General features: G+C 69.0%; 24 protein-coding genes. 20 read left to right on the top strand and 4 right to left on the bottom strand.

Annotation, left to right across the window (positions count from 1 at the left end):
* The first annotated feature begins 168 nt into the window (after positions 1–168).
* From VGJ14_19830 to VGJ14_19805, 6 genes are read left to right on the top strand one after another with little or no spacing between them, the layout of a single operon-like run.
* Positions 169–921, top strand: coding sequence for an SDR family oxidoreductase (locus VGJ14_19830; protein ID HEY2834678.1), 753 nt, complete (start codon positions 169–171; stop codon positions 919–921).
* Positions 918–2,048 (top strand): 2-hydroxypropyl-CoM lyase, encoded by a 1,131-nt coding sequence (locus VGJ14_19825; GenBank protein HEY2834677.1) that lies wholly within the window; start codon positions 918–920, stop codon positions 2,046–2,048. Before VGJ14_19830 ends, VGJ14_19825 begins: the two co-directional genes overlap by 4 nt.
* Before the next feature lie 13 nt (positions 2,049–2,061).
* Positions 2,062–2,880, top strand: coding sequence for a phosphosulfolactate synthase (locus VGJ14_19820; GenBank protein ID HEY2834676.1), 819 nt, complete (start codon positions 2,062–2,064; stop codon positions 2,878–2,880).
* Between the two features lie 10 nt (positions 2,881–2,890).
* The gene (locus VGJ14_19815; protein HEY2834675.1) at positions 2,891–4,165 is read left to right on the top strand and encodes a cytochrome P450; all 1,275 of its coding nucleotides are present in this window, start codon (positions 2,891–2,893) and stop codon (positions 4,163–4,165) included.
* Positions 4,165–5,010 carry a 3-hydroxyacyl-CoA dehydrogenase family protein gene (locus VGJ14_19810; GenBank protein ID HEY2834674.1) on the top strand — a complete coding sequence of 282 codons (846 nt, stop codon included), beginning with the start codon at positions 4,165–4,167 and terminating at the stop codon, positions 5,008–5,010. Before VGJ14_19815 ends, VGJ14_19810 begins: the two co-directional genes overlap by 1 nt.
* Positions 5,007–5,858: an alpha/beta fold hydrolase gene (locus tag VGJ14_19805; GenBank protein HEY2834673.1), complete on the top strand. Its 852-nt coding sequence runs from the start codon at positions 5,007–5,009 to the stop codon at positions 5,856–5,858. Before VGJ14_19810 ends, VGJ14_19805 begins: the two co-directional genes overlap by 4 nt.
* Here the strand turns inward: VGJ14_19805 and VGJ14_19800 are convergent.
* A complete protein-coding gene (locus VGJ14_19800) occupies positions 5,845–6,681 on the bottom strand; it encodes a PaaX family transcriptional regulator C-terminal domain-containing protein (protein HEY2834672.1) in 837 nt (278 codons plus the stop codon). The two genes, VGJ14_19805 and VGJ14_19800, sit on opposite strands and share 14 nt — an antisense overlap.
* A 52-nt stretch (positions 6,682–6,733) precedes the next feature.
* On the bottom strand, positions 6,734–8,155 hold the full coding sequence (locus tag VGJ14_19795) for an aldehyde dehydrogenase family protein (protein ID HEY2834671.1): 1,422 nt from the start codon (positions 8,153–8,155) through the stop codon (positions 6,734–6,736).
* Positions 8,156–8,287: 132 nt separating this feature from the next.
* Here VGJ14_19795 and boxC point away from each other — a divergent pair, with 132 nt between their 5' ends.
* The 7 genes from boxC to VGJ14_19760 are packed head-to-tail and all read left to right on the top strand — an operon-like array spanning position 8,288 to position 15,206.
* Complete coding sequence (gene boxC / locus VGJ14_19790; protein HEY2834670.1) at positions 8,288–9,970, top strand: 2,3-epoxybenzoyl-CoA dihydrolase; 1,683 nt, start codon at positions 8,288–8,290, stop codon at positions 9,968–9,970.
* A gap of 9 nt (positions 9,971–9,979) precedes the next feature.
* Entirely contained in the window at positions 9,980–11,395 is a 1,416-nt protein-coding gene (boxB, locus tag VGJ14_19785; protein HEY2834669.1) for a benzoyl-CoA 2,3-epoxidase subunit BoxB, read from the top strand.
* A 13-nt stretch (positions 11,396–11,408) separates the two neighbouring features.
* On the top strand, positions 11,409–12,971 hold the full coding sequence (locus VGJ14_19780) for a benzoate-CoA ligase family protein (GenBank protein ID HEY2834668.1): 1,563 nt from the start codon (positions 11,409–11,411) through the stop codon (positions 12,969–12,971).
* Between the two features lie 2 nt (positions 12,972–12,973).
* A complete protein-coding gene (gene fdxA, locus VGJ14_19775) occupies positions 12,974–13,315 on the top strand; it encodes a ferredoxin (protein HEY2834667.1) in 342 nt (113 codons plus the stop codon).
* Entirely contained in the window at positions 13,308–14,201 is an 894-nt protein-coding gene (locus VGJ14_19770) for an amidohydrolase family protein (protein HEY2834666.1), read from the top strand. Before fdxA ends, VGJ14_19770 begins: the two co-directional genes overlap by 8 nt.
* Complete coding sequence (locus VGJ14_19765; GenBank protein HEY2834665.1) at positions 14,202–14,729, top strand: gamma carbonic anhydrase family protein; 528 nt, start codon at positions 14,202–14,204, stop codon at positions 14,727–14,729.
* Positions 14,730–14,750: 21 nt separating this feature from the next.
* The gene (locus VGJ14_19760; GenBank protein ID HEY2834664.1) at positions 14,751–15,206 is read left to right on the top strand and encodes a DUF6158 family protein; all 456 of its coding nucleotides are present in this window, start codon (positions 14,751–14,753) and stop codon (positions 15,204–15,206) included.
* Between the two features lie 27 nt (positions 15,207–15,233).
* On the opposite strand, the gene VGJ14_19755 is transcribed toward VGJ14_19760, so the two are convergent.
* Positions 15,234–16,025: a discoidin domain-containing protein gene (locus VGJ14_19755; GenBank protein HEY2834663.1), complete on the bottom strand. Its 792-nt coding sequence runs from the start codon at positions 16,023–16,025 to the stop codon at positions 15,234–15,236.
* Between the two features lie 376 nt (positions 16,026–16,401).
* Positions 16,402–17,103 carry a TetR family transcriptional regulator gene (locus VGJ14_19750; protein ID HEY2834662.1) on the bottom strand — a complete coding sequence of 234 codons (702 nt, stop codon included), beginning with the start codon at positions 17,101–17,103 and terminating at the stop codon, positions 16,402–16,404.
* Between the two features lie 163 nt (positions 17,104–17,266).
* Between VGJ14_19750 and VGJ14_19745 the strand changes: the two genes are divergently transcribed.
* From VGJ14_19745 to VGJ14_19715, 7 genes are all read left to right on the top strand, one after another.
* Entirely contained in the window at positions 17,267–18,133 is an 867-nt protein-coding gene (locus VGJ14_19745; GenBank protein HEY2834661.1) for an alpha/beta fold hydrolase, read from the top strand.
* Positions 18,134–18,166: 33 nt separating this feature from the next.
* Positions 18,167–19,162 carry a 1,2-phenylacetyl-CoA epoxidase subunit PaaA gene (gene paaA, locus VGJ14_19740; GenBank protein HEY2834660.1) on the top strand — a complete coding sequence of 332 codons (996 nt, stop codon included), beginning with the start codon at positions 18,167–18,169 and terminating at the stop codon, positions 19,160–19,162.
* Complete coding sequence (gene paaB, locus VGJ14_19735) at positions 19,159–19,446, top strand: 1,2-phenylacetyl-CoA epoxidase subunit PaaB (GenBank protein HEY2834659.1); 288 nt, start codon at positions 19,159–19,161, stop codon at positions 19,444–19,446. Before paaA ends, paaB begins: the two co-directional genes overlap by 4 nt.
* Complete coding sequence (gene paaC / locus VGJ14_19730; GenBank protein HEY2834658.1) at positions 19,443–20,135, top strand: 1,2-phenylacetyl-CoA epoxidase subunit PaaC; 693 nt, start codon at positions 19,443–19,445, stop codon at positions 20,133–20,135. Before paaB ends, paaC begins: the two co-directional genes overlap by 4 nt.
* Positions 20,129–20,602: a 1,2-phenylacetyl-CoA epoxidase subunit PaaD gene (gene paaD, locus VGJ14_19725; protein HEY2834657.1), complete on the top strand. Its 474-nt coding sequence runs from the start codon at positions 20,129–20,131 to the stop codon at positions 20,600–20,602. Before paaC ends, paaD begins: the two co-directional genes overlap by 7 nt.
* Positions 20,602–21,642: a 2Fe-2S iron-sulfur cluster-binding protein gene (locus tag VGJ14_19720; protein HEY2834656.1), complete on the top strand. Its 1,041-nt coding sequence runs from the start codon at positions 20,602–20,604 to the stop codon at positions 21,640–21,642. The genes paaD and VGJ14_19720 overlap by 1 nt, the downstream gene beginning before the upstream one ends.
* A 30-nt stretch (positions 21,643–21,672) precedes the next feature.
* Positions 21,673–21,972 (top strand): hotdog fold thioesterase (locus tag VGJ14_19715; protein ID HEY2834655.1); only part of this gene is annotated, 300 nt, incomplete at its 3' end.

The raw sequence follows: 21,972 nt of genomic DNA, 5'->3' as shown, positions 1-21,972 counted from the left end.
CAGGGCGGCCGTGCGGTGCAGCAACGTGGAGCCGTGCCACTCCAGGTCGGCCTTGGGGGTGCCCATCCGCGACGAGCGACCTCCGGCGAGCACGATCCCGGCGGCGTCCACGCCGTGCAGCCTAAGTGGCCCTAGGACCCCCGGCGGCCCCGTGCGTACCGTGTCCGTGTGCCCAACACCTATGACCTCTCCGATCGCACCGTGCTGGTGACCGGTGGCGCCCGCGGCCTGGGCCGCGCGGTCGCCGAAGCAGCGCTGACGGCCGGCGCCCGGGTGTGCATCGCCGACCTCGCGGACACCGCGATCGCGGCCAAGGAGATCGGCGCGATCGGCGTGGACATCGACGTCGCCGACGTGGACTCGGTCAACGCCGGGGTGGCCGCCGCGATCGAGCAGTTGGGCCGGATCGACGTGCTGGTCAACAACGCCGGAATCTCGGGGCTGGGCGAACCCAAACCGCTGTTGGAGACCCCACTGGAGGAGTGGAACGCCGTCCTCGGGGTGAACCTGCAGGGTCCGTATCTGATGAGCCGGGCGTGTGCGCCCGGCATGCTCGAACGCGGCGACGGGGTAATCGTGAACATCGCCTCGGTGGCCTCCACGATGATCCTGCGCGGGCGCGGCCCGTACTGCGTGAGCAAGGCGGCGCTGGCTCACTTCACCAAGGCGTTGGCCGCGGAATACGCGGGCAGGGGTCTGCGGGTGACCGCGCTCGGCCCGGGCTGGATGGACACCCCGTTTATCCGCTGGCGGCTGGAGGACCCCGAACTGGGCCCGCAACTGCTGGCCAAGATCCCCGCCGGACGGGTGTGCAGCCCCGAGGAGATCGCCGAGATGGTGGTCTTCCTGGCCTCGCCCGGCGCCGCCTACCTGAACGGGGCGCTGCTGCTGGCCGACGGCGCGATGAGCACCACGCTGTGAAGATCGCGGGCCGTGACCGGTTGTTGCCGACCACGATGGTCGGCAACTATCCGAACCCCACCTGGTACGCCGACCAGCCCTGGGCGGTGTTCCCCGATGCCGCGGGTGCGTTGCCCCTGCGCGCCCGGCCCGGGCTGCCGGCCGCCCCGGAGTTCGATTCGCCGTCCCGCGAGGCCTTTTACGACGCGGTCGCCGCGATCGTGCACGACCAGGAGGAGGCCGGGCTGGACGTCATCGCGGACGGCCGCGTCTACGGCGGGTCCAGCGCGTATGGGCAGATCCTCTACCACTACTACGAGCGGCTGAGCGGCTTCGAGCTCCCCGCGGGCACCGACTTCGTCTCCCCGCGCTGTACCGGCCCGGTGTCGCTGCGGGTGCCGTTGCACACCGAGACGCTGTCCGCGGTGCGCCGGGCCACCGACCGGCCGGTGAAGGTGTCCTACACCGGGCTGCAGGTGCTCACCCTGTTCGCCAAGGACGAGCACTACGGGGCACAGCGCGAGCTCGGCGCGGCGCTGGCCGACGCGCTGAACGAGGACTTCCGTCGACTGGCCGATGCCGGCGTGGACGTCATCCAGATCGACGAATTCCTGTGGTCGCATGGGGTCAGCGGTTGGGAGATCGAACTGCTCAACCGCGCGGTGGCCGGGGTCAACGTGCAGTTCTGGGTGCACGTCTGCCGCTCGGCGAGCGCCCGACCGCGGCCGCTGCTGGTGTCCGGCGGACGGCACGGATTCAAGCGCTACGTGCTCGGTGACGACCCGTCGGCCACCGAGGACGAACCCAAGACGTTGGCCGCGCTGTGGCCGACGGTGCTGGACGCCGACGTGCAGGTGCTCAACACCGAGGCGCTGGATGATGCGGACCTGGCCGCGTTGCGGGAATCGCCGTGGCCGGGTGAGGTGGTGGCCGGGGTGATCGACGTGCGCACCGAGCAGGTGGAAACCGCATCCGAGGTGGCCGCGCGCATCCGCGCGGTACTCGAGGCGGTGCCCGCCACCCGCCTCGGGTTGACCACCAGCTGTGGCCTGGTGAAGTTGAATCGGGACGTCGCGCGAGCAAAATTGGCCGCGTTGGTGGCCGGTGCTGCATTGGTGCGCGCCGAGATCAAGGACAGTGCGGCATGAGCAGGAGCGCCACGTGACCGACGTGCCCGACTTCCTGGATCTGCCGATCCGGTCCGGCAAGCCGCGCAGCAGCGGCCTCACGCACATGCTGGACAAGGGGCTGCCCGAGGCGATGTTGGCCTCGGTGTTGGAGATCGCCGGCGGCTACCTCGACTTCGTCAAGCTGGGCTGGGGGACCGCCTACGTCACCCCGCAGAAGGTGGCCGCGGCCAAGGCGGCCCGCTGCCGGGAGCTCGGGGTGCACGTCTCGCCCGGCGGCACGCTGTTCGAACTCGCGGTCAGTCAGGGCCGCGTGCCCGAGTTCGCGGCCTGGTGCAGCAAGGTCGGATTCGACACCGTGGAGATCTCCGACGGCACCGTGGAACTCGGCGCCGGTCGCCGGCGCAAGCTGATCCGGGAACTGTCCGCGGACTTCCGGGTGGTGGCCGAGGTGGGCTGCAAGGACAGTGCGGCCATTGTCGAACCGAAGATCTGGGTCGAGGACATGCAGGCCGACCTGGACGCGGGTGCCGCGTACGTGATCGCCGAGGGCCGCGAATCCGGCACGGTCGGTGTGTACGACTCCGCGGGCGAGCCGCGCCAGGAGCTGATTGAGGCGCTACTCGCGGCGGTACCCGCGGACCGAATCATCTTCGAGGCCCCGACCAAGGCCCAGCAGGCGTGGTTCGTGGAACGGTTGGGCGCCGGGGCGAACCTGGGCAATATCGCGCCGGATGACCTGATCGGCGTGGAGACGCTGCGCCGGGGGCTGCGCGCGGACACGGTTACGTTGTCCATGGCGACCTGGACCAATGCCTGGGTGGCGCGCACGCTGCTGGACACCTCGGGCTGAGGAGACAACGGTGACGATCGGCCGCGAAACGATGGTGACCGGCTGCCCGATCGCCCACGACTTCGATCCACTCAGCCCGGGCTACCTACGCAACCCCTATCCGACGCTCGCGCGGCTGAACCGTGATGCACCCATCTGGTATGCACCGGTCCTGGATCGATGGGTCATCACCCGTTACGCCGAGATCGAGGAAGTCCTCGCCGATCCCGCTACCTACTCGGCAGTGGAGGCCCAGCGCACTCTCTATCCGGTGAACGAGGACGCTGCCGCGGTCCTCGCCGATCTGCATCTGCTGCCCACGCTGTCGAACTGCGATCCACCCGAGCACTCGCGCTACCGGGCGGTCATGGCCCGGGCCCTCTCGCCACGACGGATGGCCAAGCTCGAGGACGCGATCCAGGCCCGATCAGCGGAGTTGTTCGACGTCATCGCCAACGAGCCCCAGTTCGATGTCATGGCCACCGTCTTCTACCCCCTCCCGGCGCTCACCGTGTTCACCCTGATCGGGTTCCCGCTGCACGATGCGGACCTGATCAAGCAGTGGTGTGCGGACAAGATCGAGGTGAACTGGGGCAGACCATCGGCCGAGCAACAGCTCGGTTCCGCGCACAGCATGGTGAAGTTCCGCCGTTACTGCTCCGACTTCGTCCGTTGCCGTCGCACCGAATCTGCCGACGACCTGGTCAGCGATCTCATCGCGGACGAACGGGCGCTGACCGACGATGAGATCACCAGCCTGATCTTCGCGCTCAGCTTCGCCGGTCACGAGACCACCACCAACCTGCTCGGCAACATGACCCGGCAGTTGCTCATCCGTCCCGAGGTCTGGGAGGAGGTCGTCGCGGACCGATCGCTGATCGCCGGCGCCACCGAGGAGACTCTGCGCTTCGACACCTCGGTTCCGATGTGGCGGCGGGTCACCACCAGGCAGACCGAACTCGCCGGAGTGACCCTCCCCGCCGGCGCTCGGCTGGTGCTCGCGTTCGGTGCGGCGAGCCGGGAACCGGAGCACTTCCCGCAGCCCGACGACTTCGACATCCGCCGAGCCAACGCTCGACGCCAACTCTCCTTCGGCAAGGGCATCCATTTCTGTCTCGGCGCCCCGCTGGCACGATTGGAGGCTCGGATCGTGATCAACATGTTGGCCGAGCGAATGCCCGACGTCGTCCTCGTCGAGGATCGGGAACCGCAGTACTCGCCCAATATCTCGTTCCGCGGCCCGGAGACTCTGTGGGTGCGCAGGCCGGGGCGACCGTCGCCAGTCCATGGGAAAGGTTCTGATTGATGAGTTCGTACTCCGCGGTTATCGGCGCGGGCACCATGGGGCTGGGCATCGCCTACGTGTTGGCAGCGGCCGGCGACACCGCGGTGCTGGTCGAGGCGGAAGCCGGGCGCCGGGACGGGGCCCTGGACTCGCTACGCGCGGTGGCCGAGGGCGCGGTGTCCCGGGGCAAGCTGGAGCGGGCCGATGCCGAGGCCATCCTGGAGCGGCTGTCCACCGTCGCCTCGATCAGTGACCTGCCCACCGAGGGTGCCGACCTGGTGGTTGAGGCAGTGCCGGAGCGCATCGACCTCAAGCATCTGATCCTGCGTCAGATTGAGGATCACTGTGCGCCGACGATCCTGGCTTCCAATACCTCGGGCCTGTCCATCGACGGCCTCGCCGACTGCCTGGCCAACCCCGGCCAGTTCCTCGGTCTGCACTTCTTCAACCCGGTCTGGGTGATGTCGCTGGTGGAGATCGTGCGCGGCCCGCGCACCGAACCCAAAGTGCTCGACGCCGCCCGCGAACTCGTCGTCCGCATCGGCAAGGAGCCGATCGTGGTCAACGACGCGCCCGGCTTCGCCACCAGCCGGCTCGGTGTGGCCATTGGCCTGGAGGCCATGCGCATGTTCGCCGACGGCGTCGCCTCCGCCGCGGACATCGACAAGGCCATGGAGCTGGGTTACCGCCACCCGATGGGCCCACTGCGGCTCACCGACCTGGTCGGGCTGGACGTGCGGCTGGATATCGCCCGGCATCTGGAGAAGACGCTGGGCCCGCGGTTCGCCCCGCCGCAGGTGCTCATCGACAAGGTGGCCAACGGCGAACTGGGCAAGAAGTCCGGCAAGGGCTTCTACAACTGGTGAGCACCGAGACGCTGACCGTCGAGGGTCGTGGAGTCCGGGTCCAACTCGCGGGCCCGGTCGACGGGCCGCCGTTGGTGCTGATTCACGGCATCGCGCGGTCCCTGGAGGACTGGAACCTGCAGGTTCCCCGGTTGTCCGCGACCCACCGGGTGATCGCGCTGGATATGCCCGGCTTCGGTTTCTCCACCCGCCGTGCGGAACCGGCCACGCTCGCGGCGCTGGCCCGCGGCGTGCTCAGCGCGCTGGACGCGCTGGGGGAGACCCGCCCGGTGCACCTGATCGGCAACTCCTTGGGCGGCGCGGTCAGCCTGCAGAGCGTCGCGCTGGCGCCGGACCGGGTGGCGAGCCTGGTGCTGGTGAACAGCGCCGGCTTCGGCGCCGAGGTCTCCTACATCCTGCGCATGCTGGCGATCCCGTTCCTCGGCAGGGTGATGCTGAACCGACCCACCAAAGCCGGGCTCGGGCACGCCGAACGGGCCCTCTACGCCGATCGCAAACTTGCTGACAAAGAGCGGATCGTGCACTCGCTGCGCCTCGGCCGCCGACCCGGTGCCGCGGCTTTCATGGCGGAGATCATGCACCACCTCGGTACGTTCCGCGGCGTGCTGCCGCAGTGGCGTGCCGAGTTGCTGGCCGCCGCCGCTGCGCACCCGCGTCCGATGCTGATCGTGTGGGGTGACCGCGACCGCATCCTGCCGCCCAGTCAGTTCGACGCGGCCAAGCGGGCCTTCCCCGACGCGCGCACGTACCTGTTCGCGAACACCGGGCACATGCCGCACATCGAGCGACCGGACGAATTTGCCGCGCTGATCGGCGAATTCGTGGACGGGGTGGTCAGTTCGCGGTGAGCCGCGACCACTGGCGGCGCGTCTCCTGTGCCCACACGTCGTGCTTGGCGTAGAAGAGTTCGCGCGCCCGGTGCCCAATCCACTTGTCCGGCAGCAGCGAGTCAGGCAATGCCGGGTCCAGGAACGGGAAACGGCGCCAGGCGTGCACCAACTGCACCTGGGCCAGCAGCGTGGCGATACCCGGCCCGGGCTTCACGTCGACGAAAGCGTCGAGGAACTCCGTGTAGTGCGCGCCGACCTCGTCGAGATCCCAGGCGCGCTGCACCAGGGCGTGCTCGGACCCGATGCCCGCGAACGGACCGATGAACGACAACGCGGTGCTGTCCAACCCCAGCTCCGCGATGATCCGGCCCACCTCGTTCGCTCGTTCGGGGTGCGGGCTGACCCACAGACCCGGTGCGGGGTTGCCCAGCCCGGCCCAGGCCAGGCGCGTCTGCAGGCGATGGCGCAGCTTGCGCTGGGTCTCCGGCACCGAGGCCAACACCACCAGCCAGCGGCCGTCCCAGTCCGGCTGCCGGTCGTTCGCGGCGTAGATGCGCGCGGTGCCCTCGGTGAGCAGGACGCGGCCGGGCGGGGCTAATTCCCAGCGCACCCGGCGGCCGTCCCGGGTGGACACGATCCAGCCGTCTGCCGCGGTGCGCGCGATCGCCTGCCGGGCGGATTTCTCCTCCACGTCCAAGCCCGCGAGCACGTCCAGCAGCGCCGAGGTCCACACCGGGTCGGGATTGGGCAGCACCAACTCGCCGAGCACGGTGAGCAGCAGCGAACGAGCGCTCGGCGGGCTCACACTGTGCCGACGGGACATCACGGGTGCGGCGGGCACCTCGGCAAAATACCGCACCGACCGGAGAGATCCGCCGTCTGCGGGCCGGTGTTCAGCGCTGGATCGACTTGACTTCCAGGAATTCCTCGAGGCCGAACTCACCGAGCTCGCGACCCAGCCCGGACTTCTTGTAGCCGCCGAACGGCGCCAACGGGTTCCACGCGCCGCCGTTCACGTCCACCTGACCGGTGCGCAGCCGACGGGCCACCCGCAGTGCGCGGTCCGGGTCAGCGGAGAACACTCCACCGTGTAGGCCGTAGTCGGTCCCATTGGCAATGCGCACCGCATCGTCCTCGTCGGAATACGGCATGATCGACAGCACCGGGCCGAAGATTTCCTCGCGCGCGATGCGCATGTCCGGTGTCACATCGGCGAACACGGTGGGCTTCACGTAGTAGCCGTTGGGGTCAGCGCCGTCCGGTAGACCCGGCCCGCCGGTGACCAGCCGCGCGCCCTCGTCGATGCCGAGCGCGATGTAGGAGGCCACTCGGTCGCGCTGCTCGGCGGAGGCCAGTGGGCCCAGCCGGCTCGCGTCGTCCTTGGGGTGACCCACCGTCAGACGCGCCACCGCCTTCTCCGCCAATGCGCAGGCCTCGTCCTGCAGCGCGACGGGCACCAGCATCCGGGTCCACGCCGAGCAGGTCTGCCCGGAGTTCAGGAACGCGTTGTTCACCCCGGCGGTGACCGCCTTCTCCAGGTCGGCGTCGTCGAGAATGATGTTCGCGCTCTTGCCGCCCAACTCCAGTGCCACCCGCGCGATGTTCGCCGACGCGGCCGCGGCCACCAGCGCGCCGACCGCGGTGGACCCGGTGAACGACACGACGTCAATGCCCGGGTGGCCGGACACCGCCGCGCCCGCCTCGTCGCCCCCGGACACCAGGTTGAACACGCCCGCAGGCAGCCCGGTCTGGGCGCAGGCCTCAGCGAACACGAAGGAAGCACCCGGGGCGACGTCCGCCGGCTTGAGCACCACCGTGCAACCCGCGGCCAGCGCCGGCGCCACCTTGCCGATGAGCAGGTACAGCGGGTAGTTCCACGGCAGGATCGCGCCGATGACCCCAGCGGGTTCGCGCACCACCAGCGAGTTACCGACCTCGGAGGTGAACTCGTACTCCGCGGCCAGCTTCGCGTAGGACTTCAGGATCATCAGCGGGCCTGCGACCTGCACCTTGCGCGCCATCCTGCGCGGCATGCCGACCTCTTCGGCCAGCAGTTCGGCGAGTTCGTCCGCGCGCGCCTCCAGCGCGTCGGCGAGCCGGCTCAGCGCCGCGCCGCGCTCTGCCGGGGCAGTCTGCGACCAGGTCTGGAAGGCCTTTCGGGCGGCGTCCACCGCCCGGTCCACGTCTGCGGGAGAGCCGGCCGCGACCCGGGTGACCACGGTGCCGTCCGCAGCCCCGTACACCTCGGTGAGCGGGGCGGCGACCGCCGGAACCCGCCACTGACCGTCGATGTACAACTCGGAGTACTCGCGCATGCTCGCTCCCGGGGGGTAACACGTTATGAGATGGAGTTTGTCACGCAGGAAAGTGCTACAAGTTCTTGACGTAACACCAGATTCATGTCAACAATAGACCCAACGCCGTTCCCTTTCTGAGGTGAGATTCCCGTGGCAGACGACAGCACACCCACCCCGGTCGTGTCCTTCGACGCCTCTCCGGACTCCTACCGCCACCTCGCCCTGAAGTTCGACGGCCCGGTGGCCACCATCGAGCTGCGCGTCGCCGAGGACGGTGGCCTGGTCCCCGGCTATGACCTGAAGCTGAACTCTTACGACCTGGGCGTGGACATCGAACTGCACGACGCCATCCAACGGTTGCGCTTCGAGCACCCCGAGGTGCACGCGGTGGTTGTCACCGGCGGCCTGGAGAAGGTGTTCTGCGCGGGCGCGAACATCCGCATGTTGGCCGGCTCGCCGCACCCGTGGAAGGTGAACTTCTGCAAGTTCACCAACGAGACCCGCAACGGCATCGAGGACGCGACCGAGCACTCCGGGCAGACCTACATCGCGGCGGTGAACGGCACCGCGGCCGGCGGCGGCTACGAGCTCGCGCTGGCCTGCGACCAAATCCTGCTCATCGACGACGGGTCCTCCGCCGTGTCGCTGCCCGAGGTGCCGCTGCTCGCGGTGCTGCCCGGCACCGGCGGCCTGACCCGCGTGGTGGACAAGCGCCACGTGCGCAAGGACCGCGCCGACCTGTTCGCCACCAAGACCGAGGGCATCCGCGGCAAGACCGCGGTGGAGTGGAAGCTGGTCGACGCGTCGGTGCCGCGCAGCAAGTTCTACGACACCGTGCGGGAGCGGGCGCTGACCGCCGCTGTGCAGTCGCACCGTCCGGCCGAGGGCACCGGCGTCTCGCTCACCCCGCTGCAGCGCGAGATCACCGATGACGGGCTGCACTACAAGTACGTGGACGTCGCCATCGACCGCGAGGGCAGCCAGGTGAACCTGACGGTTCGTGCGCCGCAGACCGCGCCGCCGAGCACCCTCGAGGAGATCCACGCGCAGGGCGCGGAGTTCTACCCGCTGGCGCTGACCCGCGAGCTGGACGATGCGATCCTGCGGCTGCGCACCAACGAACTGACGGCCGGCACCTGGGTCATCCGCACCACCGGCGACGCGCAGAAGCTGCTCGCGTACTCGACGGTGGTCAGCGACAACGTTGACGACTGGTTCGTCAACGAGGTCCGGCACTTCTACAAGCGCACGCTGAAGCGGCTGGACGTCACCAGTCGCTCGCTGATCACGTTGGTCGAGCCGGGTTCCTGCTTCGCCGGCCCGTTCCTGGAGCTGTTACTGGCCTCTGACCGGCAGTACATGCTCGAGGGCATCTTCGAGGACGGGCCCGAGGGTCAGGAACCGGCTACGTTGATTGTCACCGAGATCAACCTCGGCCCGCTACCGATGGGAAACGGCCTGACCCGGCTGCAGTCCCGCTTCTACGGCGACGACGAGAGCCTGGAGGCCGTGCGCAACGTGCTCGGCAAGGAACTCGATGCCGCCGCGGCGCAGGATCTGGGCCTGATCACCTACGCGCTGGACGACATCGACTGGGAGGACGACGTGCGCATCATGCTCGAGGAGCGCGCGGCAATGAGCCCGGACGCGTTGACCGGCATGGAGGCCAACCACCGCTTCGTCGGTCCGGAGACGCTGGAGACCAAGATCTTCGGCCGGCTCACCGCCTGGCAGAACTGGATCTTCAACCGACCGAACGCGGTCGGTCCCGACGGCGCCCTGCGCCGATTCGGCACCGGCCAGAAAGCTGTCTTCGACCGGAAGCGAGTCTGAGGGAACATCATGACGACGATTGACTACACCGAGCGCATCCCGAACAACGTCGACCTGGCCTCCGACCGCAAGCTGCAGCGCGCGCTGGAATCTTGGCAGCCCAAGTTCCTCGACTGGTGGAAGGAAATGGGCCCGGCGCTGCCGACCCGGGATGTCTATCTGCGCACCGCGGTCGACGTCGGTCGCGAGGGTTGGGCGCACTTCGGCCACATCGCGTTGCCCGATTACCGCTGGGGCATCTTCCTCGCCGAGCGGGACAATGACCGCGCGATCGGCTTCGGCGAGCACAAGGGCAAGCCGGTGTGGCAGCAGGTGCCCGGTGAGTACCGCTCGGAACTGCAGCGCCTCATCGTGGTTCAGGGCGACACCGAGCCCGCCTCGGTGGAGCAGCAGCGCCGGCTGGGCATGACCGCACCGAGCCTGTATGACCTGCGCAACCTCTTCCAGGTCAACGTCGAAGAGGGCCGCCACCTGTGGGCCATGGTTTACCTGCTGCACGCCTACTTCGGCCGGGAGGGCCGCGAGGAGGCCGAGACGCTGCTGCTGCGCAACTCCGGGTCGGAGGAGTCCCCGCGCATCCTGGGTGCTTTCAACGAGGAGACCCCGGACTGGCTGAGCTTCTTCATGTTCACCTACTTCACCGACCGGGACGGCAAATACCAGCTCGGCACGTTGAAGGAGAGCGCCTTCGACCCGCTGTCGCGGACGTGCGAGTTCATGCTCAAGGAGGAGGCGCACCACATGATGGTGGGCACCACCGGCGTGGACCGCGTGGTCATGCGCACCGCGGAGCTGATGAAGGAGCACGACACCACCGACATCGCCAAGTTCGGCGGGGTGCCACTGGACATGATCCAGAAATACATCAACTTCCACTACTCGGTGTCGCTGGATCTGTTCGGCGGCGACACCTCCACCAACGTGGCGAACTACTACACCGCCGGGCTCAAGGGCCGTTGGCAGGAGGACCGTCGCAAGGACGACCACAAGCTCATCGAGGACTTCGTGTCCATCCCGCTGATGGACGGCGACACCGTGGTGGACCGTCAGGTGGCTGCGCTGACCGCACTGAACGTGGACCTGCGCAACGAGTACGCGCAGGACTGCGCGAACGGCGTCAAGCGGTGGAACACCATCCTGGAGGACGCCGGCATCGAGACCCGGGTGAGCCTGCCGCATGTCGGCTTCAATCGTCAGGTAGGTACGTTCTCCGGGCACCGCTTCACCCCGGACGGGAAGATCGTGGATCAGGCCACCTGGGACGCGAACGTGGACTCCTACCTGCCGTCGGCCGATGACAAGGAGCACGTGATCTCGCTGATGCAGCCGGTCTACGAGGTCGGCAAGATCGCCAGCTGGGTCGCGCCGCCGAAGACCGGGATCAATGGTCAGCCCTTCGAATACGAATACGTCCACCTGGCCTAGTGAGAGGTGCGCCATGACTGGCCGGGAAACGTTCAATGCCAGCTGGTACCTGATCGATCGTCAGGTGGAGGCGGGCCACGGGGATCGGCCCGCCGTGACAGGTCCGAGCGGGACGCGGACCTATGCGCAGCTCGCTGCCGAGGTGCACGCCGCGGCGGCGGGGTTGCGCGCACTCGGGCTGCGGCCCGAGGAACGTGTGGTGCTCTTCTGTGCCGACCGCAGCGAGTTGTTGGCGATCTACCTGGCCGCGCTGCGGATCGGGGTGGTGCCGGTGCCGGTGTCCACCATGTACCGGGACACCGAGCTCGCCGAACTGCTGCATGACGCCAGGGCGCGGGCCGTGTTCACCTCACCGGAGTTCTCCGACACCGCGCGGGCGGCGTGCGCGAGCGCGGGCGTCGCGACGTTGATCCGCACCGACGACACCCCGGTCGGGGCGGACACCGAGATCTCCTGGTCGCAGTTGCTCGCCGACGGCGTCGGCAGTTCCGACGCGGTGTTTGACACCTGGCCGGACTCACCCGGTTTCTGGTTGTACACCTCGGGCACCACCGGGGTGCCGAAGGCGGCCATGCACCGGCACGAGAGCATCCGCTACGTCGCCGAGCACTACGGCGCGCAGGTGCTCGGCATCCGCCCGGACGACCGCTGCTTCTCCGTCGCCAAGCTGTTCTTCGCCTACGGGTTGGGCAATTCGGCGCTGTTTCCGCTGTCCGTGGGCGCGACCGCGATCCTCGACCCGGTCCGGCCCACCCCCGACTCGGTGGCCGACGTGTTGCGTAAGCACAGCCCCACCTTGTTCTTCGGCGTGCCCACCTTCTACGCCGCGCTGCTCGCTGCCGATCTGCCCGCCGAAACGTTTGCCTCGGTGCGGCTGTGCGCCTCGGCCGGCGAACCGTTGCCCGCCGAGTTGTACCAGCGGTTCACCTCGAAGTTCGGTGTGGACATCATCGACGGCATCGGCTCCACCGAAGCGCTGCACATCTTCTTGTCCAACGCGCCGGGGCAGGTGCGCGCGGGCACCACCGGACGCCCGGTGCCCGGTTACGACCTACGCCTCGTCGACGACGAGGACCAGCCCGTCGCCGTCGGCACGCCGGGCAACCTGCAGTTGCGGGGTGGCTCGCTGACCACCGGTTACTGGTGTCGCACGCAGACCACCCGGGCAGCGTTCCTGGGGGAGTGGATGCGCACCGGTGACACCTACGTCATCGACGATGAGGGCTTCTACACCTGCCTGGGTCGGTCCAACGACATGATCAAAGCCGGGGGTATTTGGGTGTCCCCCGGTGAGGTGGAGGCCTGTCTGCTCGCCCAGCCCGGCGTCGCCCAAGCGGCCGTGGTCGCCGTGCCGGACGCCGACGGCCTGGACAAGCCGGTGGCCTGCGTGGTCGCCGCTCAGGGCGCCGTGCTCGACCCCGAGGCGCTGATCGGGGCCTGCCGGGCCTCACTCGCCTCGTTCAAACGTCCCCGGCATGTGCTCGTCGTGGATGAGCTGCCGCTGACCGCGACCGGCAAGATTCGCCGCTTCCAGGTGCGCGAACTCGCTCGGCAGCTCCTCGACCGAAGGAACTGATGATGCCCTACGTCATCGCTGATCCCTGCATCGATGTGATGGACACCTCGTGCACCGAGGAGTGTCCGGTCGACTGCATCTATGAGGGTGACCGCAAGCTGTACATCAACCCCAAAGAGTGCATCGACTGCGGGGCCTGCGAGCCGGTGTGTCCGGTGGAGGCGATCACCCAGGACCGGGCGACCGGGCCCGAGCACGTGGTGTACATCGAGGACAATGCCCGGTTCTTCGCGCAGACACTGCCCGGCCGGGACGCACCGATCGGCAATCCCGGCGGCGCGCACAGCGTCGGCAAGGTCGGGGTGGACACCGAGTTGGTGGCGGAGCACGCACCCAATGCTTGATGGTCGTCTGCTCGTCGATGCGCATGTGCATGCGCCGAAGCTGAGCACGCTGCGTCCGGCCTGGGTGGCCTGGGCGGAGGAGTTCGGCGCCGCCAACCCCTGGCCGGACCTGTTCGATACCGACGGCGCCCCGCTACCGGAACGGATGGACGAGCATTTCGCCGAGCAGGGCGCGGACGCGGTGCTGCTGTTCGCCGAATACAGCCCGAAGACCACCGGCATCCAGCCGATCGAGGACTACCTGCCGCTGGTCAAGCACAACCCGCGCCGATTCCGGCTGATGGCCAACGTCAACCCGCACCTGCACCACCCGGTCGGCGACGAGGTGGCTCGCCAGGTCGAGCTGGGCGCGGTCGGGTTGAAACTGCACCCGGTGCACGGCGGTTTCGCGCCGTGCGACCCAATGCTCTACCCGGCCTATCAGGTGTGCCGGGAGGCCGGTTTGCCGGTCGTGCTGCACTGCGGCACCAGTTCGTTCCCCGGCAGCCAGAACAAGTACGCCGACCCGATACTGCTCGACGACGTGTTGCGCGATTTCCCCGACGTGCAGTTCGTGCTCGCGCACGGTGGACGTGGCTGGTGGTACGACGCGGCCGCGTTTCTGGCGATGTCGCGGGATAACGTCTGGATCGAACTGTCCGGGCTACCGCCGTCGCGGCTGGCGCAGTACTACGCCCGCTACGACCTCGCGCGGCTGGCGAAGAAGTTCATCTTCGGCACCGACTGGCCCGGCATGCCCGGCGTCGCCCGCAACGCCCGGGCGGTGGCAGCACTGGGCTGGGACGAGGGCACGCTGTGCGATGTATGGGCCGGCAACGCGATGCGCGTCTACCGCGGCCTGCACGATCTGGCAGTGCTGAACGAGTTTGGCCCGGAAGGGAACTGAATGGCCATCTACGCCCTGGGCGATCTGGTGCCCACCATCGATCCGACCGCCTACGTGCATCCCGACGCCTCGGTGATCGGTGACGTGCGGCTGGGTCCGGAAAGCTCGATCTGGCCCGGCGCCGTGCTGCGCGCGGACCACAACTTCATCTCGGTCGGTGCGCGCACCTCGATCCAGGACGGTTCGGTGCTGCACACCACCGAGCAATGGCCGACCGTCGTCGGCGAGGAGTGCATCGTCGGGCACCTGGTGCACCTGGAGGGTTGCACGGTGGCCAACCGGGTGTTGGTCGGGTCCGGCAGCATCATGATGAACCGATCGGGGGCGGAATCCGGCTCGGTGATCGGAGCCGGTGCGGTGGTGGCCGAGGACATGCAGGTGCCCACCGGCCACATGGCCCTGGGGGTGCCGGCCAAGGTTCGCCAGATGGCGCACCCCGAGCAGATCGCCGAGTGGATGACCTACGGCGTCGACTGGTACTGCGCCAACGCCGCCCGGTTCGCGAAAGAACTCCGCCGCCTTGACTAGGCGCAACCCCGAAGGATTCCGATGACCGACCACGGCGTCCCGGCCTCCGAGCTCTCCGACTCCGAGCTGGCCCACCAGGGCACGCAGGCCCACGCGACCCGCAACTGGGTGTTCCTGCACGGCACCGCGCAGCAGTTCCGTCGGCACACCGAGCGGATGCTCGAACTCGAGCAGGAGTACCTGCGTCGCCACCCCAAGCGCACCTGGCAGGGCTCCGGTGGCGCCGAGGGCGCCCCGGGGGAGGCGTTCCCGGTCGATCCGGAACGCGCCACGCAGGACCTGCTGCGTCGGTATGTTGCCGCGCCGGACGGGCGACTGCACAAGCTCGAAGCGCACCAGGCCGCCCGCGAGGTCGGCCTGCCGCGGGCCGAGGTCGCCGCGTTGTTCAAGGCCGACCCGCCGCTGCTGCGCACCTCGGGGCAGTACCGCGAGATCACCGACGCCGGCCGCGCCCTTGTCCCGGCCCGCACCGCCTGAAACGCCACAACCCTCTTGCGGACGGGGTCAGGGCTTGGCGTAGACCTCGATATCGACCGCGCCGGTGTTACCGCCGGTGGTCTTCGCCGCGGAGATCTTCAGCGTGCGGGTCTTCAGGTCCAGCGGCAGCACGGTCAGGCCCGACCCCACCGGGAACGGTCCGAGCACCTTGCCGTCGTCCCCGGTGATGGTGATCGACTTGATGATCGCGGTGCCGTCGGTCATCGACCGGGTGCGGAAACCCAGCCCCGCCAGCGATCTGACGGAGCCGAGGTCGAGGGAGATCCAGGCCTTGTCGCCGTCCCCGGCCGTTGACCATTCGGTGGCCGGGTTGCCGTCGATGGCATTGGCCGCCTTGTAGGCGCCGGAGAACTCCGAGGAGACGCCGACGACCGTGGCGTTGGGCGCGATGTTCGGGCCGGGCAGGCTGCTCGCGGACAGGGTGTGGAAGGTGCCCAGGTCCGCCGCGTACTTCTGGCCGGACGGGTCGGCGCCGGCCACCCGGTAGTAATACGTGGTGTCCGGCTTCAGCCCGGTCATCACCGCGTGATGCGTGGTGTGCGGACCGGTTGATGCCATGTCGGGGTCGGTGGCCGACCCGTCGGTGGCCGCCTCGGTGGTGCCCCAGTAGACCCGGCAGGCCACTTTGAGTTTGGTGCTCACGGTCAGCGTCGCCGACGAGCCGCCCGGGTCCGGGGTCACCACCGGGGTCGCGACGAACAGCGCGTCGGCGGGCTTGACGGCGGAGGAATTGCCGCCACCGCATCCCGCGGCCAGGGCCAGCAGGGCACTCAACAGGAGCGGGGTCCGGGTGCGCACGCGGCCATCATCCCGCGCGCCGGCCGGCACATTGGTTTGCCCCGTGCTGGGGAGGCACACACCCAGCACGAGGGCCTCTGCAGTATGTGACAGGGATTCGGTGCGACACGAATCCCGTGTGGCGAATCGCCGGGAAATGCGACCGGCATCACACCGGGCGGAGTACCTGATATCCGACTAAGAAAAGCCGCGGCGCCGCGATTCGTTCAGTGTGTTCTCAAGCTTGCTCCCCATGATCGTCCAAGTCGCAGAAGCGGACCCGTTCCAGCGTCCGGATCCGAATCTGAGGCCACGCCGCCCCGGAGCCTCCTTCCCAGTCCAGCGGTTCACGCGACCCTCTGAGCGCGTGGATGTCGCAGGGGAAGCCGGGGCGGCTTTACATTTGCCCGGCGTCGGCGTGCTCCGCCTGCTGCCCGGCGGTACGGGCCAGCCGTGCGGCCACCCCGTCCGGATCGGCGGCGGAAATCTCCTGGCCCAGAAAGAGGTCGCGGATCGCCTCGAACAGCTGCCGGTCGTCGTCGACCTCTGGGTCGACCAGATGCAACAGACCCAGACCCAGGGAGAGCGCGATGAACGCCCGGGCGGAACGGTCGTCGGTCCGACCGCCCACCGCACGCAGCCCGGTCTGCGCGGCCTGCCGATAGGTGTCCACCGCGTGCTTGGCGGGCCCGGCAAGTTCGGGCATGCGGGAGGCGTTCACCAGCACCTCGTAGAAGGCCAGCCGGCGGGCCCGGGGCAGATCCATGATCCGATCGGCGAAGGAGTTGGCGATGTCGGCCGGCGTGAGGAACTCGGCCAGCGGGCCCAGGTCAGGGATGGCCATCTCCTCGGCGCGGGCGTGCACGAAGCGGGTGAGCGCCTCGGCGACCAACTCGCCGATCGAGGAAAAGTAGTAGCTGGCGGTGGCCAACGGCACGCCCGCGGCCGCTGTGACGCTGCGGTGTGTGGTGCCCGCCATGCCGTGCGTGCCGACCACCTCGACGGTGGCGTCCAGTAAGGCGTCCCGCCGCGGCTGCGGCTTAACGCCCCGGGCGAGCGAGCGCGGCATGGCCACCTCCTGCTCGTTGCGTCCGGCCAACCCGAGGCAATAGGTGCGGGGTGGCCGGACGCATCAGATGTTGGACGACATTCTGGCACAGATTTCTTGGAAGTTCTTCTAGCTTTTTGTCCCGAGTTCTGCCACGGTTGGGGCAGAACGAGAATCAGAGTTGATCGCAGACGCACCCGGAAAGGGGCCTTCCGTGCGCCGCTCATTGCTCCGCAAGCTGTCCGTTCCCGCCGCCGTCGCCACGCTGATGGCGGGCCTGCTGGCCGGTCCGGCCGCGGCCGCCTCGAGCTCGAACGTCACGGCGCCGGGGGACACCATCGCCGGCTTCCTGCCCGAACCCGCCGCGGCGAACGTCAACGACCCCGGTTGTCACGTCACCGCGGTGCACCCGCGGCCGGTGGTGCTGGTGCACGGGTTGGGCGCGACCGCCTCGGAGAACTGGCACTTCTTCGCGCCGTACCTGGCCGGGCAGGGCTACTGCGTCTATGCGTTCACCTACGGGCAGGAACCGATGTGGCCGGGGCGCGGGGGTGTGGCGCCGATGGAGACCTCGGCACAGCAGCTGTCCACCTTCGTCGACGAGGTGCTGGCCACCAGCAAGGCGTCCAAGGTCGACATCGTCGGGCATTCCGAGGGCGGCATCATGCCGCGCTACTACCTGAAGTTCCTCGGTGGCGCGGCGAAGGTGGCGCACTTCGTGGCCTGGGCACCGCCGAACCACGGGACCAACATCTCCGGGCTGACCGACCTGCGCGCCTTCTGGCCCGGCTTCGACGACCAGATGGCCGGCTACTGCGGGTCCTGCCCGGAGTTCATGCCCGGCTCGGCGTTCCTGCGGCGGCTCAACGCGGGTGGGGACACCGTAGGCAACGTCGAATACACGGTGCTGACCAGTCGCTATGACTACGTCGTCACGCCGACGACGACCAGCTACCTGCACGGCCCGCACGTGCACAACATCCTGATCCAGGACGTGAACCCGAACGCATATCCCGACCACGTGGCCATGGCCTGGGACCCGACCACCTTCGATTTGACCCTCAAGGCGCTCGGAGGGTAGCCAACCGAACGTTCGGTCGGCTAGCGTAGAGGCATGACAACCGAGGTTGTGCATGCCCCTACGCAGTTCGAGGCCCTGCTGGCCGCCGACGAACGCATCGAGCCGCGGGACGAGATGCCCGAGGCCTACCGCGCGACGCTGATCCGGCAGATCGCGCAACACGCGCACTCCGAGATCATCGGCATGCAGCCGGAGGGGGACTGGATCGCCAAGGCGCCCTCGCTGCGGCGCAAGGCGATCCTGCTGGCCAAGGTGCAGGACGAGGCCGGGCACGGCATGTACCTCTACGGTGCCGCGGAGACCCTCGGGGTGGACCGCGCCGACCTGCTGGACCGGCTGCACACCGGTAAGCAGAAGTACTCGACGATTTTCAACTACCCCACCGTGGCCTGGGCCGACGTCGGCGTGGTCGGTTGGTTGGTGGACGGCGCGGCGATCGTCAATCAGGTGCCGCTGTGCCGTTGCTCCTACGGCCCGTACGCCCGGGCGATGATCCGCATCTGCAAGGAGGAGTCCTTCCACCAGCGGCAGGGCTTCGAGTTGCTGCTCGCCCTGCGCGACGGCACCGACGCGCAACGGCAGATGCTGCAGGAGGCGACCGATCGCTGGTGGTGGCCGTCGCTGATGATGTTCGGCCCGCCGGACGCCGCCTCGGCGAACACCGCGCAGTCCATGGCCTGGCGGATCAAGCGGCACTCCAACGACGAACTGCGCCAGCGCTTCGTGGACATGACGGTGCCTCAGGCCCGTGTGCTGGGCGTGACGTTGCCCGACCCGGAGTTGCGGTGGAACGACGAGCGCGGCTCGTATGACTTCGGGGAGATCGACTGGGACGAGTTCACCCGGGTGGTGAAGGGCCAGGGCCCAATGAACGCCGAGCGCATCGCCCGTCGGGTCGGGGCGCACTCCGACGGCGCCTGGGTGCGCGAGGCGGCCGCCGCCTACGCGGCGAAAAACTCCGTAGCGTCCGAAAGATCGTGGGTGCCCGGACACTCTTCTTCGGACGCAGCGGGGGTGGTGGGGTCGTGAACGCGGTGGCCGAGCCGTTGTGGGAGGTGTTCGTGCGGGCACGGCGCGGGCTGAACCACACCCACGTGGGCAGCCTGCACGCGCCGGACGCCGCGATGGCGCTGCGCAACGCGCGGGATCTGTTCACCCGTCGGCAGGAGGGCGTGTCGATCTGGGTGGTGCCCGCGTCGGAGATCACCGCGTCCAGCCCGGAGGAGAAGGACGCGTTCTTCGACCCGGCCGCGGACAAGGTCTATCGGCACCCGACGTTCTACCAATTGCCGGCTGAGGTCGATCACCTATGAGTCGGCAGCAGGCTCTGAAGCTCGGTGACGACGCGCTGATCGCCTCGCAGCGGCTGTCCGAGTGGCTCACTCGGGCGCCCAGTCTGGAGGAGGAGGTCGCGCTGGCCAACATTGCGCTGGACCTGCTCGGCCAGGCGCGCGCGCTGCTCAGCTACGCAGGGGCGCCGGACGGTCGCGACGAGGACGCGCTGGCCTACCGGCGCGCGCCGGAAGACTACCGCTGCGTGCATCTGGTGGAGCGTCAGATCGGAGACTTCGCGGTCACCATCGCGAGGTTATTGGTGTTCTCGGCGTATCAGTACGAGCTCTATGCGCAACTGTCCGCCTCCGACGACACACTGCTGGCCGGCGTGGCCGGCAAGGCGGTCAAGGAGGTCGCCTACCACCGCGACCACGCCGTGCAATGGACGCTGCGCCTGGGCGGCGGCACCGAGGAATCGCACCGCCGTATGCAGGGCGGGCTGGAGACGGTCTGGCCGGACATCCCCGACCTGTTCGCCGATCGACCCGAGTTGTACGAGCCGTGGGCGCTGTTCGTGCGCGCGGTGCTGGCTGAGGCAGGGCTCGCCGAGCCGGTGGTGACTCCGGCACCGGGTGGTGGGCGCACCGGGGTGCGGACCCCGGAATTCGCCGCGATGCACGCCGAGATGACCTCGCTGCACCTGGCCCACCCCGGGGCGTCATGGTGAACCTGGAGGCCGTCCGGTCTGCGGTGGCCGAGGTGCCGGACCCCGAACTGGTGGTGCTCACCATCGCCGAACTCGGCATCCTGCGCGACGTCGCCGCCGAGGGCGAGCATGTGGTGGTCACCATCACCCCGACCTACTCCGGCTGCCCGGCCATGGAGGCCATCGGCTCGGACATCCGGGCCGCCGCGGCTGCCGTCGGCGCGGACGATGTCGAGGTGCGCACCGTGCTGTCCCCGGCCTGGACCACCGACTGGATCGACGACGCCGCGCGGGGGAAGCTCGCCGCGCACGGCATCGCCCCGCCCGGCCCGGCCACCGGCACTGTCTCGCTCACCCTGTCCGTGCGTTGCCCGCAGTGCGGCTCGCCGGACACCGGGGAGGTGTCCCGGTTCTCCGGCACCGGCTGCAAGTCGCTGTGGAGCTGTCGTACCTGCCGCGAGCCCTTTGAGCACATGAAGGCAATCTGATGTTCCATCAGCTGTCCGTCACCGACTGCGAGCGGCTCACCGACGACGCGGTCGCGGTCACCTTCGAGGTGCCCGCCGACCTGGCCGAGGCGTTCGCGTTCACCGCGGGTCAACACTTGGCCATCCGCTCCGACCACGGCGGACCGGGCTCGCGGCGCAGCTATTCGATCGCCTCGCCGGTGGGCGGGCCGCTGCGCATCGGCATCAAGCAGCTGCCGGGTGGGGTGTTCTCCACCTGGGCGGTGCAGAGCCTGCGGCCGGGCGACACCCTCGAGGTGATGACGCCGAACGGGAAGTTCGGTGTGGCGCGACGCGCCGGCGGACGGCGCATCGTGGCGTTGGCCGCGGGCAGCGGCATCACCCCGGTGTTCTCCGTGGTGTCCACCGCGCTGGCCACCGAACCGGACACCGAGGTGGTGTTGCTCTACGGCAGCCGCACCACCGAGGACACCATGTTCGGCGAGGACCTGGCCGACCTCAAGGACGCTCACCCGCAGCGCTTCGCCATGCTGCACTTCCTCTCCCGGGAGCCGCAGACCTCGCCGCTGCGCTCCGGCCGGCTGGACGCGGGGAAGATCAACCGGCTGTGGGGGACCGTGCTGTCCGCCGAGGTCGACGACTGGTACCTGTGCGGGCCGCAGACCGCCGTCGAGGAGTGGCGGGACGCGCTGCTCGCGGGCGGTGTGCCCGCAAAGCGCATCCACCGCGAGTTGTTTCACGCCGGCCCGGCGCTGCCCGCGCCGCGGGTGGACGCGCCGTCCGGTGCGGGCAGGCTCACCTTCACCCTCGACGGGCGCACCAGCGAAGTCGACCTCGGCCCCGCGGACACCCTGCTGGACGCGGTACTGCGGGTGCGCCCGGACGCCCCGTTCGCCTGCCGCGGCGGTGTGTGCGGCACCTGCCGGGCGACCGTGCTGGACGGCAAGGTCGACATGGACGCCAATTTCGCCCTGGAGGGCGATGAACTCGAGCGCGGCTTCGTGCTCACCTGTCAGGGCCGGCCGAACACCGGGTCCGTGTGCGTCGACTTCGACCGCTGAAACGCCATGAGCACTGAGGAAGGAACGCCCGTGACCGATCCGGAGAAGGTGGCCGAAGCCGTCGCCGCCGCGATGATGCGCAGCGACCGGGCCGCCGCGCACAACGGGGTCACCGTGTTGTCGGTGCGGCCCGGGGAGGTCAGCGTCCACCTGACCCTGGCCGAACATCACCTCAACGGGCATGGCAACTGCCACGGCGGGATACTGTTCCTGCTCGCCGACACCGCGCTCGGCGTGGCCTGCAACTCTCACGGTCCGCTGGCCGTCGCGGCCGGCGCGGACATCGTCTTCGCCCGCCCCGCGCATCTCGGCGAGCACCTGGTGGCCACA

The sequence above is a fragment of the Sporichthyaceae bacterium genome (assembly GCA_036493475.1).
GTDB lineage: Bacteria > Actinomycetota > Actinomycetes > Sporichthyales > Sporichthyaceae > DASQPJ01.
This window is presented reverse-complemented; position numbering and strand designations above follow the sequence as displayed.

Coding starts and splice junctions, on each gene's coding strand:
- VGJ14_19720 (HEY2834656.1), top strand. CDS start 20,602: ATGTTCCATCAGCTGTCCGTCACCGACTGCGAGCGGCTCACCGACGAC.
- VGJ14_19760 (HEY2834664.1), top strand. CDS start 14,751: ATGACCGACCACGGCGTCCCGGCCTCCGAGCTCTCCGACTCCGAGCTG.
- paaC (HEY2834658.1), top strand. CDS start 19,443: ATGAGTCGGCAGCAGGCTCTGAAGCTCGGTGACGACGCGCTGATCGCC.
- paaD (HEY2834657.1), top strand. CDS start 20,129: ATGGTGAACCTGGAGGCCGTCCGGTCTGCGGTGGCCGAGGTGCCGGAC.
- fdxA (HEY2834667.1), top strand. CDS start 12,974: ATGCCCTACGTCATCGCTGATCCCTGCATCGATGTGATGGACACCTCG.
- VGJ14_19765 (HEY2834665.1), top strand. CDS start 14,202: ATGGCCATCTACGCCCTGGGCGATCTGGTGCCCACCATCGATCCGACC.
- boxB (HEY2834669.1), top strand. CDS start 9,980: ATGACGACGATTGACTACACCGAGCGCATCCCGAACAACGTCGACCTG.
- VGJ14_19795 (HEY2834671.1), bottom strand. CDS start 8,155: ATGCGCGAGTACTCCGAGTTGTACATCGACGGTCAGTGGCGGGTTCCG.
- VGJ14_19810 (HEY2834674.1), top strand. CDS start 4,165: ATGAGTTCGTACTCCGCGGTTATCGGCGCGGGCACCATGGGGCTGGGC.
- paaA (HEY2834660.1), top strand. CDS start 18,167: ATGACAACCGAGGTTGTGCATGCCCCTACGCAGTTCGAGGCCCTGCTG.
- VGJ14_19770 (HEY2834666.1), top strand. CDS start 13,308: ATGCTTGATGGTCGTCTGCTCGTCGATGCGCATGTGCATGCGCCGAAG.
- VGJ14_19780 (HEY2834668.1), top strand. CDS start 11,409: ATGACTGGCCGGGAAACGTTCAATGCCAGCTGGTACCTGATCGATCGT.